Genomic DNA, 14,529 nt, shown 5'->3' on the forward strand with positions numbered 1-14,529 from the left:
AGCCTATGGGAGCGCTCCCACGGCCGCAAGTCCCGTGACCGGGTTGTGACCGAAGCGGGTGCGCACCGTCGCGTGGAGGCTCGGCCGGGGAGCGACCGCCGGGCGACTAGAATGGTGGGGACTCTCCCGCCCGCGACATCCGGAGCTCCCCTTATGCCCACCATCGTCGTCGACGTCATGCCCAAGGCCGAGCTGCTGGACCCCCAGGGCAAGGCGGTCACCGGATCGCTCGCGCGCCTCGGCCACGGTACCTTCCAGAACGTGCGCATCGGCAAGCGCATCGAGCTCACGGTCGAGGGCGAGGTGACCGAGGAGGTGCTCGCCGAGGCGCGTCAGGTCGCCGACGAGATCCTCTCGAACGCCGTCATCGAGGACGTCGTGGGCGTCGAGGTGCTCGCCGAGGCTCAGGAGCAGGCATGACCGCCCGCATCGGCGTCATCACCTTCCCCGGCTCGCTCGACGACCGCGACGCGCAGCGCGCGATCCGCCTGGCCGGCGGCGAGCCCGTCGCGCTGTGGCACGGCTCGCACGACCTCGACGGCGTGGACGCCCTCGTGCTGCCGGGCGGCTTCAGCTACGGCGACTACCTGCGCGCCGGCGCGATCGCGGCGCACGCGCCGATCATGGCCGAGGTCAAGGACGCGGCCGCGAAGGGCATGCCGATCCTCGGCATCTGCAACGGCTTCCAGATGCTCGTCGAGGCGCACCTGCTGCCGGGCGGCCTGATCCGCAACGCGCACCAGCAGTTCATCCGCCGCGACCAGCGCCTGCGCGTCGAGAACGCGGACACGGCGTGGACCAGCGCGTTCGAGGCGGGCCAGGAGATCGTGATCCCGCTCAAGAACGCCGACGGCGGCTACATCGCCGACGACGAGACGCTCAAGCGGATCGAGGGCGAGGGCCAGGTTGCGTTCCGCTACCTCGGAGTGAACCCGAACGGCTCGCTCGACGACATCGCGGGTCTCACCAACGAGCGCGGCAACGTCGTGGGCCTGATGCCGCACCCCGAGCACGCGGTCGAGCCGGGCTTCGGCCCGCAGACCCCCGCGGCCATGCGCTCGGGCGTCGACGGCCTCGGCTTCTTCACCAGCGCGATCTCGGCGGTCGTGGGCGCCGCCGCGTAGCCCCGCACGCCTCGCGAAGCCGCTCCCTCCCGGGGCGGCTTCGTCGTCTGCGCGCCGATAGGGTCGAAGCGTGAGCGACACCTCCGAGACCGTGGTCCTGTCCGTTCCCGACGCGCAGCTCGCCGATGACGTGCGCGCGCTGCTCGACCCGCAGCTGCCGATCGAGGTGATCGAGTGGGACGGGTCGGGCGACGCCCCGCGCGAGCGCATCGACATCGTCGTGCCGCCGTACATGAAGCAGGGAAAGACGCTCAAGAAACTGTCGACGTTCGAGCACCGGCTCGTGCAGGGGCAGGCGATCGGGTACGACGGGGTCGCGGAGCGGCTGCCCGCCGGTACCGTGTACGCCAACGCGTCGTCGGTGCACGAGACCGCCACGGCCGAGCTCACGGTCGCGCTCGTCCTGGCCGCCCAGCGCGAGCTGCCCCGCATGGTGCGCAACCAGGAGCGCGGCGAGTGGGAGACCTTCCAGGCCGAGGGCCTCGCCGACCGCCGCGTCGTGATGCTGGGCTTCGGCGGCGTCGCCAAGTCGATCGCCGACCGCCTGCTGCCGTTCGAGGTGGAGCTGATCCCGGTCGCGTCGCGCGCCCGCAAGGAGGAGGGCATCGAGGTCCGGCCGATCTCGGAGCTGCCCGAGCTGCTGCCGACCGCGGACATCCTGGTCATCGTCCTGCCCGGCGGCCCCGAGACGCATCACCTGATCGACGACGCCGCCCTGTCGGCCCTGCCCGACGGCGCGCTGGTCGTGAACGTCGGCCGCGGGCCCATCGTCGACACGGACGCGCTGGTCGACCACGTGCGCCGCGGGCGCATCCGCGTCGCGAGCGACGTGTTCGACCCGGAGCCCCTGCCGCAGGACCACCCGCTGTGGTCGCTCCCGGGCGTGCTGATCGCCCCGCATGTGGGCGGCCGCTCGGGCGCCATGCGGCCGCGCATCGCCAAGCTGGTGGCGACGCAGGCCGAGCGGATGGCGCGCGGCGAGGAGCCGATCAACGTCGTGCTCCGCGCCTGATCTGCGGGGCTACGCGCCCCGCAGGATCTCGCGCAGCCGCATCGCGGTCGCCTCGTCGGTCGTCTCGTAGCCGCCCTCTCCCGCCGGCGCGCCGGTGCCGAGCGACACCGCGACCGCGTCCGACACGATCCCCTTCGCCGAGGCGTGGATGCCGTCGACGCCGGTCGCGACGATCTCGGCGACGTTCGACGGGTCGATGCCGCCGCCGGCCATGACCTGGATGCGGCCCGCCGCGTGCTCCACGAGGGCGCGCAGGCCGTCGAGCGCGTCGACGGCGCGCGAGGCGCCGGCGGCCGTCAGCACGCGGATCACGCCCAGCTCGGCGAGCTCGTCCAGGCCGGCCTTCTGGTCGGCGAGCGTGTCGAACGCGCGGTGGAACGAGACCGGCACGTCGCCCGCCGCGTCGAGCACGGGGCGCACGATCGCGGGGTCGACCCGGCCGTCGCGCGTGCCGCCGATCACGATGCCGTGGGCGCCCGCCGCGACCGCGCGGCGCGTGTCGGCGACCATGAGCGCGACCTCGTCGGCGTCGTACGCGAAGCCGCCCGCGCGCGGGCGCACCATGACGAGGTCCTCGACGGCGACGACTACATCGCCACCCACATCCACGCCAGCGACCGGTTCATCACCGAGTGGCTCGAGTGACGGGGCTCAGAGGTTCTTGAGGGGGTGCATCCCGAGGCGCGTCAGGACGACGTCCTCGATCGCCTGGATCAGGTTGTACAGGATGAGCGCGGCGGCCGTGACGAGCACGATCGACGCCCACACCTCGGGGAACCGGGACTGCGAGATCGCCGGGCCGATGCCGCCGCCGATGCCGTCGCTGGTCGCGAGCCACTCGGCCAGCAGCGCGCCCGTGAGGGCTCCGGGGACCGAGATGCGCACCGCGGCGAAGAACGCCGGCAGCGACGACGGCAGGGCGACCTTGCGCAGGGCCGTGAACGCCGAGCCGCCGTACACGGCGACGAGGTCGAGCATCTGCGGCGACGCCGAGCGGAGGCCGAACACGATGTTCACGAGCGCCGGGAACAGCACGACGATGCCGCCGATCACGGCGACCGACCACAGGTCCCGGCCGAAGATCAGCGTGATCACGGGGGCCATCGCGACGAGGGGCACCGACCGCAGCAGCATCGCGAGCGGCATGAGCGCGTGTTCCACGCCGCGGTTCAGCTGGAACAGCATGGCCGCGACGAGCGCGACCACGAGCCCCGCGACGAAGCCGATCACGGCATGGCCGAGGCTCACCCAGAGCCGGTCGAACAGCACGGCTCGGTTCTCGCCCGCGTCGGCGTCGGTCACGAGGTAGGCCCAGATGTCGGCGGGGCCCTTGCCGATGTACGTGTTGACCCCGAAGGCCCACAGCGCGAGCTGCCACAGCGCGGTCACGACCACGAGCGTGACCACGAGCTTCAGCAGGTCCCGGCCCAGCGCGCGGGCGGTCGCCGCGGCGGCCTGGCGGCGCAGCGAGGAGCGGATCTCGTTCGAGCTCGCCATCCTCACGCCCCCTTCGCCCACGGCGTGACCGCGCGCGCGATCAGCCCCACGATCCAGTAGCCCGTCAGCGCGACGATGCCGGACAGGATGGCGAGCGCCCACACGAGCGGCGCGTTGACGTCGACCTGGGCGATCATCATGGCCCGACCGACGCCCATCCGGGTCTTGCCGAAGAACTCGCCGAGGACGGCGCCGAGGAACGCGGCGGGCACCGCGATCTGCAGGGCGTTCAGGATGGCCGGCAGCGCCGCGATGAGCCGCACCTTGGTGAGCTGGGTCAGCCGCGAGCCGCCGTACACCGTGACCACATCGAGCGCGCTGCGGTCGGCGGCCTTCAGTCCGAGGAGGGCGCCCACGACCGTGGTGAAGAACACGCTGAGCGCGGCCAGGATGACCGAGTTCAGCCACGGCTCGCCCGGCTTGGGCACGGGCACCATGACGCTCAGCAGCAGGCCGATCGCGACGATCGGGAGGCAGTACGTGATGGTCGCCAGCTGCATGACGGTGCCCTCGATGCGCGGCACGATCAGGACGAGCGCGGCGAACAGCAGCGCCAGGGCGTTGCCCCACAGGTAGCCGATGCCGGACTCGACCAGCGTGATCCCGAACTCGGGAGCGAAGTACGACCAGCCGCGCTCCGCGGCCTCGGCCACGACCTGCGCGGGGGTCGGGATCGCCTGCACGCCGGCCGGCCCGACGCTCGAGAACACCGTGGCGGCGAGCAGCCACCACAGCGCGATGATCCCGATCACGCCGGCGACGCCCCACGCCCACGCGGGCACGGGGCGCCGGTCGACGACGCGGCGGGCGTCAGTCATCCGAGCCGTCCTGGCCGCCGAACAGCAGGTCCGAGGCGTGGTCGACGTAGGCGTGGAACTCCGGCGTGCGCATCATCTCGGGCGTGCGCGGGCGCGGCAGGTCGATGTCCATGACCTCCTTGATGCGCCCCGGCCGCGGGGTCATCACCGCGACCTTGTCGCTCAGGAAGATGGCCTCCGAGATGCCGTGGGTCACCAGCAGGGTCGTCGCGGGCTTCTCGGTCCAGATGCGCAGCAGCTCGAGGTTCAGCCGCTGGCGCGTCATGTCGTCGAGCGCGCCGAACGGCTCGTCGAACAGCAGCACCTCGGGCTTCATCACGAGCGACCGGGCGATCGAGACGCGCTGGCGCATGCCGCCCGACAGCTGCGCGGGCTTGGCGTTCTCGAAGCCCGTGAGTCCGACGAGGTCGATCAGCTCGGCGACGTACGCCTTGTCGACCGGCTTGCCCGCGACCTCGAAGGGCAGCTGGATGTTCGACTGCACGCTGCGCCACGGCAGCAGGGCCGAGTCCTGGAACGCGATGCCGAGGCTGTTGGACGCCCGCAGCTCCTTGGGCGACTTTCCGTCCACCCGCGTCGTGCCGCTCGTCGGCGACTCGAGCCCCGCCAGGATGCGCAGGATGGTCGACTTGCCGCACCCGGACGGGCCCAGCAGCGACAGGAACGTGCCCTGCTCGGTGTGGAGGTTCGCGTCCTGCAGGGCGACGACGTCGCGCCGCCCCTGCCGGAACACCTTGTTCAGTCCGCTGATGTGCAGGCCGGTCCCCAGGGTGTCCTGGGCACCGGCCTGCGCGTCCTCAGCCGAGGACGAAGCCGTGTCGGTCACGGTCTCGATTCTCCCCCGCCTCAGCCGGCGTAGTCGACGAGCTCGGGGTTCTCGGCGTAGACCTCCTCGAGCAGGCTGAGGTCGAAGATGTCCTCGGCCGCGACCTCGATGCCGGCGCCCGCGAGGCTGTCGACCGTCGCCTGCTGCATCTCCTCCGTGATCGTGAACAGGCCGTTGGCCTCGGTGTCCTCCGTCACGATGAGCTCGAGCTGCGCGTTCATGGCCTCGAGGGTCTTGACCGGGTCGAGGTCGGTGCCGAACTCGGCGACCACGTCGTCCGCGGCCTGCTCGGGGTCCTTCACGACATCCGACCAGCCCTTGATCTCGGCGACCAGGAAGTCCTTCAGCAGCTCGCGGTTCTCGGCGAGGTACTGGTCCGTGACCGAGATCGTCTCGGCCACGAGCGGGAACCCGTTGTCGGCGAGCGGCAGGTTGGTGATCTCGTGGCCGGCCAGCTTGACCGTCAGCGCCTCGTTGGTGAGGTACGCGTAGAAGCCGTCGACCTCGCCGTTCACGAGCGGGGCCGGGTCGTACTGGACAGCGACGATCTCGAGCTCGTCCTGCGCGATGCCGTTGGCCTCGAGGAACGCGTCGAACGCGGCGCGGTTCGAGTCCTGCACGCCGATCGTCTTGCCCTTGAGGTCCTCGACCGTCGCGATGTCCGCGCCGTCCTTGAGCGAGAGCACCGTGAACGGGTTCTTCTGGAACGTGGCACCGATCATCTTGATCGTGGCGCCGTCGTTGGCGACGGCCGAGCCGACCGCGAGCGGGTCGTTCAGCGCGACCTGGGCCGTGCCGCCCATGAGCTCCGCGACGCCGGTCGAGGGACCCTCGACGAGCGTGACCTCGTCGAAGCCCGCCTCCTCGTAGTAGCCGAACTTCTGCGCGTAGAACTCGCCGGCGAACTCCTCGTTCGAGATCCAGCTCTGCTGCACGGTGATGGCGCCGTGGCCGGCGTCCTCACCCTCGGCGGCGTCGCCGGCCGGGGCCGAGCCGCCGGCGCAGGCGGCGAGGGCCAGGGCGCCCGTGGTCAGGAGGCCGGCGGCGGCGAGACCGCGGCGGAGGAAGGTGGTGCGGGTCATGTGAGAGTCTCCACTCGTGCGGGACGGGGCGCGATCCGACATCCGGGGTTCCGGGGGGTCTCGCGCCGGGAGGGTGATCGGCAGGAACGGGCCGGTCCTCCCACCGTAGGGTGCGGCGGAGCGACCAGCCGGACACCCGCGTTTCGGCGATGTAAAACATTGTGCCGTGCCCGATCCTGCGAGGTCGCAGAATGCCGGATATCCCGGGCGTTCCGTGCCCGGATCGATACGGACGGGGACGTCCGGATCAGGCGGTGAAGACCGCGTGAACGTCGCCGACGACCTCGCGGCCGCCCAGGTCCGTGAGCTCGAGCACGACGGCCGACCCCGCCACGACGGCGCCCAGCTCGGCGACCAGGCTCTGCGCCGCCGCGAGCGTGCCCCCGGTGGCGAGCACGTCGTCCAGAAGGAGCACGCGCTCGCCCGCGTGCAGCACGCCCGGGGCCTCGATCGTGGCCGTGCCGTACTCCAGCGCGTAGGACACCGCCGCCGCGGGGCGCGGGAGCTTGCCGGCCTTGCGGATCTGCAGCATGCCCACCCCGGCGAGCGCGGCCGCGTACCCGGCCAGCAGGAACCCGCGGGCCTCGATGCCGGCCACGATGTCGAAGCGCCCCGCGTACGGCTCGATCAGGGCCTCGACCACGGCGCGCAGCGCGGCGCCGTCGGCGAGCATCGGCGAGACGTCGCGGAACAGCACGCCGGGCTCCGGATAGTCGGGGGTCAGGGCGATCAGCGATTCGGCGCGGCTCAGGGCATCCACGCGTCCATCCTCCCCCATACGCTGGATCCATGACCCGACTGCAGGCCGACGCCGATCCCGCGCGCTGGGTGGCCGTCACCGGCTCGCTCGGGCTGCGGGGCCGCCGGCACCGCAAGGCCGCGATCCGCATGCTCCTCGGCCACGGCAGCCGGATGATCGGCGGGCAGGGCCGCGGCAGCGGGCTGCTCGCGTGGACGATCAGCCAGGCCGCTCCCCTGCTGATGCGCCGCGCCGACGGCAAGCTGCTGGCCTGGGTGTGGAAGGACGAGCCCGACCTGCTGGTCGTGACGGCGCAGGTCCACCAGATCACGCCGCAGCTGCGCGCGGCGCGCGCCGTGCGGCCCATGGAATACGACGACACCGAGCCGTTCCGCGGCGCGTATCTCGGGATGGGCGAGCGCCTGGTGATCGACGCGCCCGCGGGCGCCGGCACGCCGCCCTTCGCGGAGTACACGTGGGACACGGGCGCGCACTTCGTGACGGTCACGGCCGTGGGCGGCGACCGTGAGCGCTTCCGAACCGTGCTCGGATCGGTCGACGAGCTGGCCCGCACGGTGCGCATCGTGGACGATCTGCGCGTCGCGGAGACGCCCGGCGTGCTGCGCCTCGGCCCCGCCTGAGACCTGAGACCCGCTCCGGGCCCCGCTCCTCCCAGTCAGCGGAACGCATAAGCGCACATTCCCAGCCCATGTCAAGCCCCTCAGGCGTATTCGCCTGCGCTCGTACATTGGATTCAGCGGGAGATCCCCGCAGGAAGGGAGCGCGTCATGGGCTTCATCGCATTCATCATCCTCGGACTCATCGCCGGCGCGATCGCGAAGGCGATCCTGCCCGGGCGGCAGGGTGGCGGATGGCTCGTCACACTTCTTCTCGGAGTCGTCGGCGCCATCCTGGGAGGCTGGCTCGGATCGGCCATCTTCGGTGTCGGGCTGGAGAACTTCTGGGACCTCTCCACCTGGCTCCTGGCCATCGGCGGTGCGATCATCGTGCTGCTGATCTGGGGCCTGATCACCGGTCGCAACAAGACGACCCGGTGACCTCGGACGTCGGCCGCACCCCTCCCTCGCGTCCGACCGAAAGGGGAACATCCCTTCACGAGCCACCAGATCCCGCACCTCGCGGGCCGGCCCCGGAGGGGATGGTTCCCGGAAACGTAGAACGCCCGTCGCACATGCGGCGGGCGTTCCGCTATTCCGTCGGCGGCGCGGTACGCGCGGACGCCCGCGGAACGAAGCGCAGCGGCTCCTCGCGCAGCTGCGCGAGCGCGAGCTCGACGGCGCCCACGACCACGACGTCGCTTCCGAGCCGGCTCGCGACGAGCTCGGGGACGGGCGGGGAGAACTCGTCGGCGAGCACGGCGCGGGCGCGCTCGAGGACAGGTTCGATGGCGTCGGCCACGGCGCCCGCGATCACCACGCGCTCGACGTCCAGCAGGCTCGCGAGCACGACGGCGAGTCGCGCGATGCGCGCGCCGAGGCGGTCCAGGATGCGCAGCGCCACCGCGTCGCCCTCCGCCGCCGCCCGGAACACGTCCCGCGCCGCGACGGCTTCGGGAGCGAGCCGCGCGAGCGCGCCGCGCGCGCCCTCCGCGATCGCGTCACGCGCCCAGGAGCGTGCAAGCGACGCGATGCCCTCGGCCGATCCGGCCCCTTCGACGATGTCGAGGAAGCGCATCTCGCCCGCTCCGCCGCGCGCACCGCGGAGGAGGCGTCCGTCGAGGATCACGCCCGCGCCGAGCCGCTCGCCCGACAGCACGGTCGCCGCATCGCCCAGGTCCGCCAACCCCTGCGCGCGCTCGGCGACGGCGGCGAGGTTGGCGTCGTTCTCGACGACGACCGTCCCGTGCAGGGAGGCGAACCCCGGGTTCATGGTGCCCCAGAACCCGTCGCCCGAAGGCGAGGAGCCGCGGGCATCCACCGGCGCCGGGACGCCGATGACCGTCAGCAGCACGTCGCCGCGATCCAACCCCGCCTCGTCGCGCAGCTCGCGGACGAGGCTCGCCGCCAGCTCGGACCGCACCGGTCCGGAGGAGGTCGGATCGAGCTGAAGCGTGCGGCGCGCGAGCGCGCGGCCCCGCAGGTCGGCGACGACTCCCGTGAAGCGGTGCTCGCCCGCGTCGATCCCGACCACGGCTCCGGCGCCGTCGCGCAGCCGGTAGCGGCGGGCCGGACGGCCCTTGCTCGTGAGCCCCGCGGCGCGGCTGTCCTCGAGCTCCTCCAGCCAGCCGAGGGCGACGAGCTCATCGCACACACCGAGCGCGGTCGCGCGGGTCAGGCCGGTCTCCGCCATGACCTCGGCGGCCGTGAACTCCGCGACGCGCAGCGCGAAGCGCACCACCGCCCCCGAGTTCATCCGCCGCAGCACCTGCGGCGAGCTCGCCGTCGCCTTCACGCCCACCTCTTGACGATATCCCCGGCCCTCGGACATACTTCCTCCAAGTTCTAAATTTATTCCCTAAATCAATCCTGTCGACGACCCGCCCCGCGCGATGCCGCGCACAGACGAAGGAGACGAAGGTGTCCTCTCCGCATCGGACCCCGCCGCCCGGCCTCAGCCGCCGGACGTTCCTGGCCGCATCCGGCGCGGCGCTCGCCATGCTCGGCCTCTCGGCATGCGCCGCCGGTCCTGCAGCCGGACGGACCACGATCACGTTCCACCAGAGCAAGCCGGAGGCGATCGGCTGGTTCCGCGACCTCGCGGCCGACTTCACGGCCTCGCAGGACCGCTGGCGCATCCTTCACGACACCGCGACCAACCTGTCCGCGAGCTTCGTACGCAGCAATCCGCCCGACCTCGGGTGCCTCAACTACAACCTGGAGATGGGGCGCTTCATGGAGCGCGGGGCGCTCAGCGATCTCGGCGACCTGCCCGAGGCGGCGACGATCCGCGACGACGTGCTCGAGCTCGCCGACTGGTACGCGACCTACGAGGGCCGCACGAGCGTCATCCCCTACTCGGTGACCGCCGCCTCGGTCATCTACAACAGGCGCATCTTCGCGGATCACGGCCTGGCCGTGCCGACCACCTGGGATGAGTTCATCGCCGTGTGCGACGCCCTGACGGACGCCGGCGTCACCCCGCTCTACAGCACCTTCCGCGACCCCTGGACGGTCGCGCAGGGCCTGTTCGACTACTCGGTGGGCGGCATGGTCGACGTGCGCGCCTTCTACGCCGCGATGACCGAGATCGGCGCCGATGTCGGCCCCGACTCCGAGGTCTCCTTCCAGCGCACCCTGCGCGAGCCGGTGGAGCGGATGATGACGATCGCGGCGTACTCGAACGACGACGCGGACAGCCGCGGCTACGGCGACGGCAACACCGCGATGGCCCAGGGCCAGGCGGCGATGTACTTCCAGGGCCCGTGGGCGTTCGGCGAGATCGAGAAGGCGGGCACGGACATCGAGCTCGGCACGTTCCCCCTCCCGATGACCGACGATCCCGCCGATCTGAAGGTGCGCGTCAACATCGACCTGTCGCTCTGGGTGCCCGAGATGGCGAGCGGCAAGGACGGGGCGCGAGCCTTCCTGCAGCACCTCATGCAGCCCGAGATCCAGGACGCCTACAACGCCGAGTTCCTCGCGTTCGGCACCACGAAGCATGCAGCACCCGTGACCGACGAGCGGATCATCGGGATGCGCGAGTACTACGACGCCGGACGCTTCTACATGGGCGCGTCGCAGTTCATCCCCCGCACCATCCCGGCCGAGAACTACCTCCAGGCGATCGTCACCGGCGCCGATCCGGAGGCGGTCCTCGCGCGGATGGACTCCGACTGGGCCCGGCTGGCGTACCGGCAGTGACCCCGACAGATTGAACGAGGACCTCTCATGTCGACCATGACCTCCACCCGTGCGGTGGTGACGGCCGGATCGGGACGGACCGTCCGCTCCGAGCGGCGACGCATCGACCCCGTGTACTACCTGTTCCTGCTGCCGTCGCTCGCGCTGTTCACGGTCGCGATCACGGTGCCGGCCGTCATCGGCATCGCCTACAGCTTCACCGACTCCATCGGCTTCGGCGACTTCGAGTGGATCGGGCTGCGCAACTACATCGCCCTGTTCCGCGACGAGGGCATCCTCGGATCCTACGGATTCACGCTCGGCTTCGCCCTCGTGACCGTGATCGTCGTCAACCTCGTGGCGTTCCTGCTGGCGCTCGGCCTGACCGCGCGCATCCGGTTCCGCACCGCGCTTCGCACCGTGTTCGTCATCCCGATGGTGATCTCGGGCATCATCATCGCGTTCGTCTTCCAGTTCCTGTTCTCGAACTCGCTCCCCGCCTTCGGCCGGGCCCTCGGCATCGAGCCGCTCGCGAGCAGCCTGCTGGCCGACCCCGATCTCGCCTGGCTGGCGGTGGTGTTCGTGACGGCGTGGCAGGCGATCCCGGGCACGATGCTGATCTACATCGCGGGCCTGCTCACGGTCCCGGGCGAGGTGTACGAAGCGGGCGCGATCGACGGCGCGACAGGCGCCCAGCGCCTGTGGCACATCACCCTGCCCCTCGTCTCGGGCTACATCGTGATCAACACGATCCTGGGCTTCAAGGGCTTCCTGAACGCGTACGACATCATCGTCGGACTCACCAACGGCGGCCCCGGCGTCGCCACCCGCAGCGTCGCCATGGCGATCTTCACCGGCTTCTCGGGAGGCGACTACGCCTACCAGATGGCGAACGCGGGCGTCTTCTTCCTGATCAGCATCGCGATCGCGGTGCTGCAGCTGCGCGCGACGCGCGGAAAGGCGGGCTTCGGATCATGACCGCGATCGACAGCACGAGGGCCATCGTCACGGCCGACGCGACCGCCCGGCGCGGTCGCATCGGGCAGGAGTCCGTGAACTGGCCGGCGACGATCATCCTGCTCGTGTGCGCGCTCACGGTGCTCCTGCCCCTTTACGTGACCGTCACGATGTCCCTGAAGACGGGCGGCCAGGCGGTGGATGGCAACGCCTTCAGCCTGCCGGCGCCGCTCACGCTCGGCAGCTTCGTCGAGGCCTGGACGCTGACGGACTTCCCGCGCGGACTCGCCATCTCGGCGGTCATCACCGCCGTCGCGGTGACCGGATCGATCGTGGTGTCGGCGCTGGCCTCCTACGCGATCGTGCGCAACTGGGACCGTCGCCTGTTCCGCTGGTCGTTCTTCTACCTGCTCGCGGCGATGTTCATCCCGTTCCCCGTCGTCGCTCTGCCCCAGATCCAGCTCACGGGCCTGTTCGGCCTCGACAACCCGGTCGGCGTGGCCGTCCTGCACGTCGTGTTCGGACTCGCGTTCAACACGCTGCTGTTCACCGCCTACCTGCGATCGATCCCGCTCGAGCTGGAGGAGAGCATGCGGATGGACGGGGCGACCACGTGGCAGGTGTTCTGGCGGCTGATCTTCCCGCTGCTCGGGCCGATGAGCGCGACGGTCGGCATCTTCGCCTTCCTCGCGTCGTGGAACGACTTCATGATGCCGTCGCTCATCATCTCGAATCCGGAGCTGCAGACCCTCCCGGTTCTGCAGAGCATGTTCCAGACTCAGTTCAGCAACAGCTACAACGTCGCCTTCGCGTCGTATCTGATGGCGATGGCGCCGTCGATCGTCGTGTACCTCGTCGCCCAGCGGTGGGTCCTCTCCGGCCTCACCCAGGGCGCCATCAAGTGATCGCCGACCGTAAGAGGAACAAGCAGTGACCACCACCGCCACGTCCGCCGCACATCCCCACGAGCGCCCGCTCGACACCCCCGCCGACTGGTGGCGTCAGGCCACCGTCTATCAGATCTACCCCCGGTCGTTCGCCGACGCGAACGGCGACGGGATCGGCGATCTGCGCGGCATCATCTCGCGCGTGCCGTACCTCGCCTCACTCGGGATCGACGCCGTGTGGCTGAGCCCGTTCTACCCGTCGGCGCTCGCGGACGGCGGCTACGACGTGGCCGACTACCGCGACGTCGACCCGCGGATCGGCACGCTCGACGAGTTCGACGAGATGGTCGCGGCCCTGCACGCGGAGGACATCCGGGTCGTGGTCGACATCGTGCCGAACCACTCCTCCGACCAGCACGAGTGGTTCCAGGCGGCGCTGGCCGCCGGCCCCGGCAGCCCGGAGCGCGCCCGGTACATCTTCCGCGACGGCAAGGGCCCCGGCGGCGGCGAGCCGCCGACCGACTGGGAGAGCCTGTTCGGCGGCCCGGCGTGGACGCGCGTGCCGGACGGCCAGTGGTATCTGCACCTGTTCGCGCCGGAGCAGCCCGACTTCGACTGGTCGAACCACGAGGTGCGCGCCGACTTCCTGCACACGCTGCGATTCTGGGCGGACCGCGGCGTCGACGGGTTCCGCGTCGACGTGGCGCACGCGCTCACGAAGGACCTCACGGAGCCGCTGCCGACCAAGGCGCAGCTCGAAGCCATCGCGCGCGGCGGCGACCACCCGATCTGGGACCGCGACGAGGTGCACGAGATCTACGCCGAGTGGCGCAAGGTGTTCGACTCCTACTCGCCGCCGCGCACGGCGGTCGCCGAGGCGTGGGTCGAGCGGCACCGCCGGCCCCGCTACGCCAGCCCGGAGGGCCTCGGCCAGGCCTTCGAGTTCGACCTGCTGACCGCCGAATTCGACGCGCAGGCGTTCCGCGAGGTGGTCGACGACAGCCTCGAGCTCGCGGGCATCTCGGGGTCGTCGTCGACGTGGGTGCTGTCGAACCACGACGTGGTGCGCCACCCGACGCGCTACGGCCTGCCGCCACTCGCCAAGCCCGTCGGCAGCACCGAGTCGGAGGACAAGCAGGGCCGCGCCTGGATCCTCGCGGGCGCGCCGGAGGAGGAGCTCGACCGCGACCTCGGGCTGCGCCGCGCCCGCGCCGCGACGCTGTTCGAGCTCGCCCTGCCCGGCTCCGCGTACCTCTACCAGGGCGAGGAGCTGGGCCTGCACGAGGTGGGCGACCTGCCCGACGAGGCGCGGCAGGATCCCACGTACTTCCGCAGCCCGGGCGTCGACAAGGGCCGTGACGGATGCCGCGTGCCGCTGCCGTGGACCACGACCGGCTCGTCGTTCGGCTTCGGCGACGACGGCGCGCACCTGCCGCAGCCCGAGTGGTTCGGCGCGTCGTCGGTGGAGGCGCAGGACGGGGATCCGGCTTCGACGCTCTCGCTGTACCGCGAGGCGCTGCGGCTGCGGCGCGCGCTGCAGGCCGCCGAGCGCCTGGAGTGGCTGGAGGAGTTCACGCGCGGGGACGTGCTGGCGTTCGCGCGGCCGAACGGCTGGATCTGCGTGACGAACTTCGGCGACGAGCCGACGGCCCTGCCGGACGGCGAGGTGCTGATCAGCAGCGCGCCGCTCGACGGCGACCGCCTGCCCGGCGCCGCGACGGCCTGGCTCCGCGCGAGCTGACCCGCCGGTGCGAGAAGAGGCCCGCCGCGTCGTGCTCGACGCGGCG

16 protein-coding genes are annotated in these 14,529 nt (G+C 71.3%); 9 read left to right on the forward strand and 7 right to left on the reverse strand.

The window, feature by feature from the left end:
• Positions 1–153: 153 nt before the first annotated feature.
• The 3 genes from purS to B5M43_RS03340 all read left to right on the forward strand — a co-directional run bounded on the left by purS (position 154) and on the right by B5M43_RS03340 (position 2,136).
• On the forward strand, positions 154–420 hold the full coding sequence (purS, locus tag B5M43_RS03330; RefSeq protein ID WP_055988043.1) for a phosphoribosylformylglycinamidine synthase subunit PurS: 267 nt from the start codon (positions 154–156) through the stop codon (positions 418–420).
• A complete protein-coding gene (gene purQ, locus B5M43_RS03335) occupies positions 417–1,124 on the forward strand; it encodes a phosphoribosylformylglycinamidine synthase subunit PurQ (protein ID WP_055988042.1) in 708 nt (235 codons plus the stop codon). Before purS ends, purQ begins: the two co-directional genes overlap by 4 nt.
• A gap of 70 nt (positions 1,125–1,194) precedes the next feature.
• Positions 1,195–2,136: a 2-hydroxyacid dehydrogenase gene (locus B5M43_RS03340; protein WP_055988040.1), complete on the forward strand. Its 942-nt coding sequence runs from the start codon at positions 1,195–1,197 to the stop codon at positions 2,134–2,136.
• A 9-nt stretch (positions 2,137–2,145) separates the two neighbouring features.
• Here the strand turns inward: B5M43_RS03340 and B5M43_RS03345 are convergent, their stop codons facing one another.
• The 6 genes from B5M43_RS03345 to B5M43_RS03370 form a co-directional block, all read right to left on the reverse strand.
• A complete protein-coding gene (locus tag B5M43_RS03345; RefSeq protein ID WP_308067736.1) occupies positions 2,146–2,745 on the reverse strand; it encodes a copper homeostasis protein CutC in 600 nt (199 codons plus the stop codon).
• A gap of 42 nt (positions 2,746–2,787) precedes the next feature.
• Positions 2,788–3,633 carry an ABC transporter permease gene (locus B5M43_RS03350; protein ID WP_055988035.1) on the reverse strand — a complete coding sequence of 282 codons (846 nt, stop codon included), beginning with the start codon at positions 3,631–3,633 and terminating at the stop codon, positions 2,788–2,790.
• 2 nt (positions 3,634–3,635) lie between these two features.
• Entirely contained in the window at positions 3,636–4,451 is an 816-nt protein-coding gene (locus B5M43_RS03355) for an ABC transporter permease (protein ID WP_055988033.1), read from the reverse strand.
• Positions 4,444–5,277: an ABC transporter ATP-binding protein gene (locus B5M43_RS03360; protein WP_055988031.1), complete on the reverse strand. Its 834-nt coding sequence runs from the start codon at positions 5,275–5,277 to the stop codon at positions 4,444–4,446. The genes B5M43_RS03355 and B5M43_RS03360 overlap by 8 nt, the downstream gene beginning before the upstream one ends.
• Positions 5,278–5,297: 20 nt before the next feature.
• Entirely contained in the window at positions 5,298–6,359 is a 1,062-nt protein-coding gene (locus B5M43_RS03365) for an ABC transporter substrate-binding protein (protein WP_055988029.1), read from the reverse strand.
• Positions 6,360–6,606: 247 nt separating this feature from the next.
• On the reverse strand, positions 6,607–7,137 hold the full coding sequence (locus B5M43_RS03370) for an adenine phosphoribosyltransferase (RefSeq protein ID WP_055988027.1): 531 nt from the start codon (positions 7,135–7,137) through the stop codon (positions 6,607–6,609).
• 11 nt (positions 7,138–7,148) lie between these two features.
• On the opposite strand from B5M43_RS03370, the gene B5M43_RS03375 reads away from it, so the two are divergent.
• Both B5M43_RS03375 and B5M43_RS03380 read left to right on the forward strand, forming a co-directional pair.
• Positions 7,149–7,739, forward strand: a complete 591-nt coding sequence (locus B5M43_RS03375; RefSeq protein ID WP_134745309.1) for a hypothetical protein — start codon at positions 7,149–7,151, stop codon at positions 7,737–7,739.
• A 147-nt stretch (positions 7,740–7,886) separates the two neighbouring features.
• The gene (locus tag B5M43_RS03380) at positions 7,887–8,156 is read left to right on the forward strand and encodes a GlsB/YeaQ/YmgE family stress response membrane protein (RefSeq protein WP_055988022.1); all 270 of its coding nucleotides are present in this window, start codon (positions 7,887–7,889) and stop codon (positions 8,154–8,156) included.
• 151 nt (positions 8,157–8,307) lie between these two features.
• On the opposite strand, the gene B5M43_RS03385 is transcribed toward B5M43_RS03380, so the two are convergent.
• Positions 8,308–9,516 (reverse strand): ROK family protein, encoded by a 1,209-nt coding sequence (locus B5M43_RS03385; RefSeq protein WP_230667597.1) that lies wholly within the window; start codon positions 9,514–9,516, stop codon positions 8,308–8,310.
• A 197-nt stretch (positions 9,517–9,713) separates the two neighbouring features.
• On the opposite strand from B5M43_RS03385, the gene B5M43_RS03390 reads away from it, so the two are divergent.
• The 4 genes from B5M43_RS03390 to B5M43_RS03405 are packed head-to-tail and all read left to right on the forward strand — an operon-like array spanning position 9,714 to position 14,483.
• On the forward strand, positions 9,714–10,919 hold the full coding sequence (locus B5M43_RS03390) for an ABC transporter substrate-binding protein (RefSeq protein WP_134745322.1): 1,206 nt from the start codon (positions 9,714–9,716) through the stop codon (positions 10,917–10,919).
• Between the two features lie 27 nt (positions 10,920–10,946).
• Positions 10,947–11,876: a carbohydrate ABC transporter permease gene (locus B5M43_RS03395; RefSeq protein ID WP_134745311.1), complete on the forward strand. Its 930-nt coding sequence runs from the start codon at positions 10,947–10,949 to the stop codon at positions 11,874–11,876.
• The gene (locus B5M43_RS03400) at positions 11,873–12,760 is read left to right on the forward strand and encodes a carbohydrate ABC transporter permease (protein ID WP_134745312.1); all 888 of its coding nucleotides are present in this window, start codon (positions 11,873–11,875) and stop codon (positions 12,758–12,760) included. Before B5M43_RS03395 ends, B5M43_RS03400 begins: the two co-directional genes overlap by 4 nt.
• A gap of 25 nt (positions 12,761–12,785) precedes the next feature.
• Positions 12,786–14,483 carry an alpha-amylase family glycosyl hydrolase gene (locus tag B5M43_RS03405; protein WP_134745313.1) on the forward strand — a complete coding sequence of 566 codons (1,698 nt, stop codon included), beginning with the start codon at positions 12,786–12,788 and terminating at the stop codon, positions 14,481–14,483.
• Positions 14,484–14,529 lie beyond the last annotated feature (46 nt).

This window comes from Microbacterium sp. MEC084 (assembly GCF_004514465.2).
GTDB lineage: Bacteria > Actinomycetota > Actinomycetes > Actinomycetales > Microbacteriaceae > Microbacterium.

Bases quoted from the DNA above. Each gene is read 5' to 3' on its own strand.
- B5M43_RS03355 (WP_055988033.1), bottom strand. From the start codon at position 4,451: ATGACTGACGCCCGCCGCGTCGTCGACCGGCGCCCCGTGCCCGCGTGG.
- B5M43_RS03375 (WP_134745309.1), top strand. From the start codon at position 7,149: ATGACCCGACTGCAGGCCGACGCCGATCCCGCGCGCTGGGTGGCCGTC.
- B5M43_RS03395 (WP_134745311.1), top strand. From the start codon at position 10,947: ATGTCGACCATGACCTCCACCCGTGCGGTGGTGACGGCCGGATCGGGA.
- B5M43_RS03370 (WP_055988027.1), bottom strand. From the start codon at position 7,137: ATGGGGGAGGATGGACGCGTGGATGCCCTGAGCCGCGCCGAATCGCTG.
- purQ (WP_055988042.1), top strand. From the start codon at position 417: ATGACCGCCCGCATCGGCGTCATCACCTTCCCCGGCTCGCTCGACGAC.
- B5M43_RS03400 (WP_134745312.1), top strand. From the start codon at position 11,873: ATGACCGCGATCGACAGCACGAGGGCCATCGTCACGGCCGACGCGACC.
- B5M43_RS03390 (WP_134745322.1), top strand. From the start codon at position 9,714: ATGCTCGGCCTCTCGGCATGCGCCGCCGGTCCTGCAGCCGGACGGACC.
- B5M43_RS03365 (WP_055988029.1), bottom strand. From the start codon at position 6,359: ATGACCCGCACCACCTTCCTCCGCCGCGGTCTCGCCGCCGCCGGCCTC.
- purS (WP_055988043.1), top strand. From the start codon at position 154: ATGCCCACCATCGTCGTCGACGTCATGCCCAAGGCCGAGCTGCTGGAC.
- B5M43_RS03350 (WP_055988035.1), bottom strand. From the start codon at position 3,633: ATGGCGAGCTCGAACGAGATCCGCTCCTCGCTGCGCCGCCAGGCCGCC.
- B5M43_RS03380 (WP_055988022.1), top strand. From the start codon at position 7,887: ATGGGCTTCATCGCATTCATCATCCTCGGACTCATCGCCGGCGCGATC.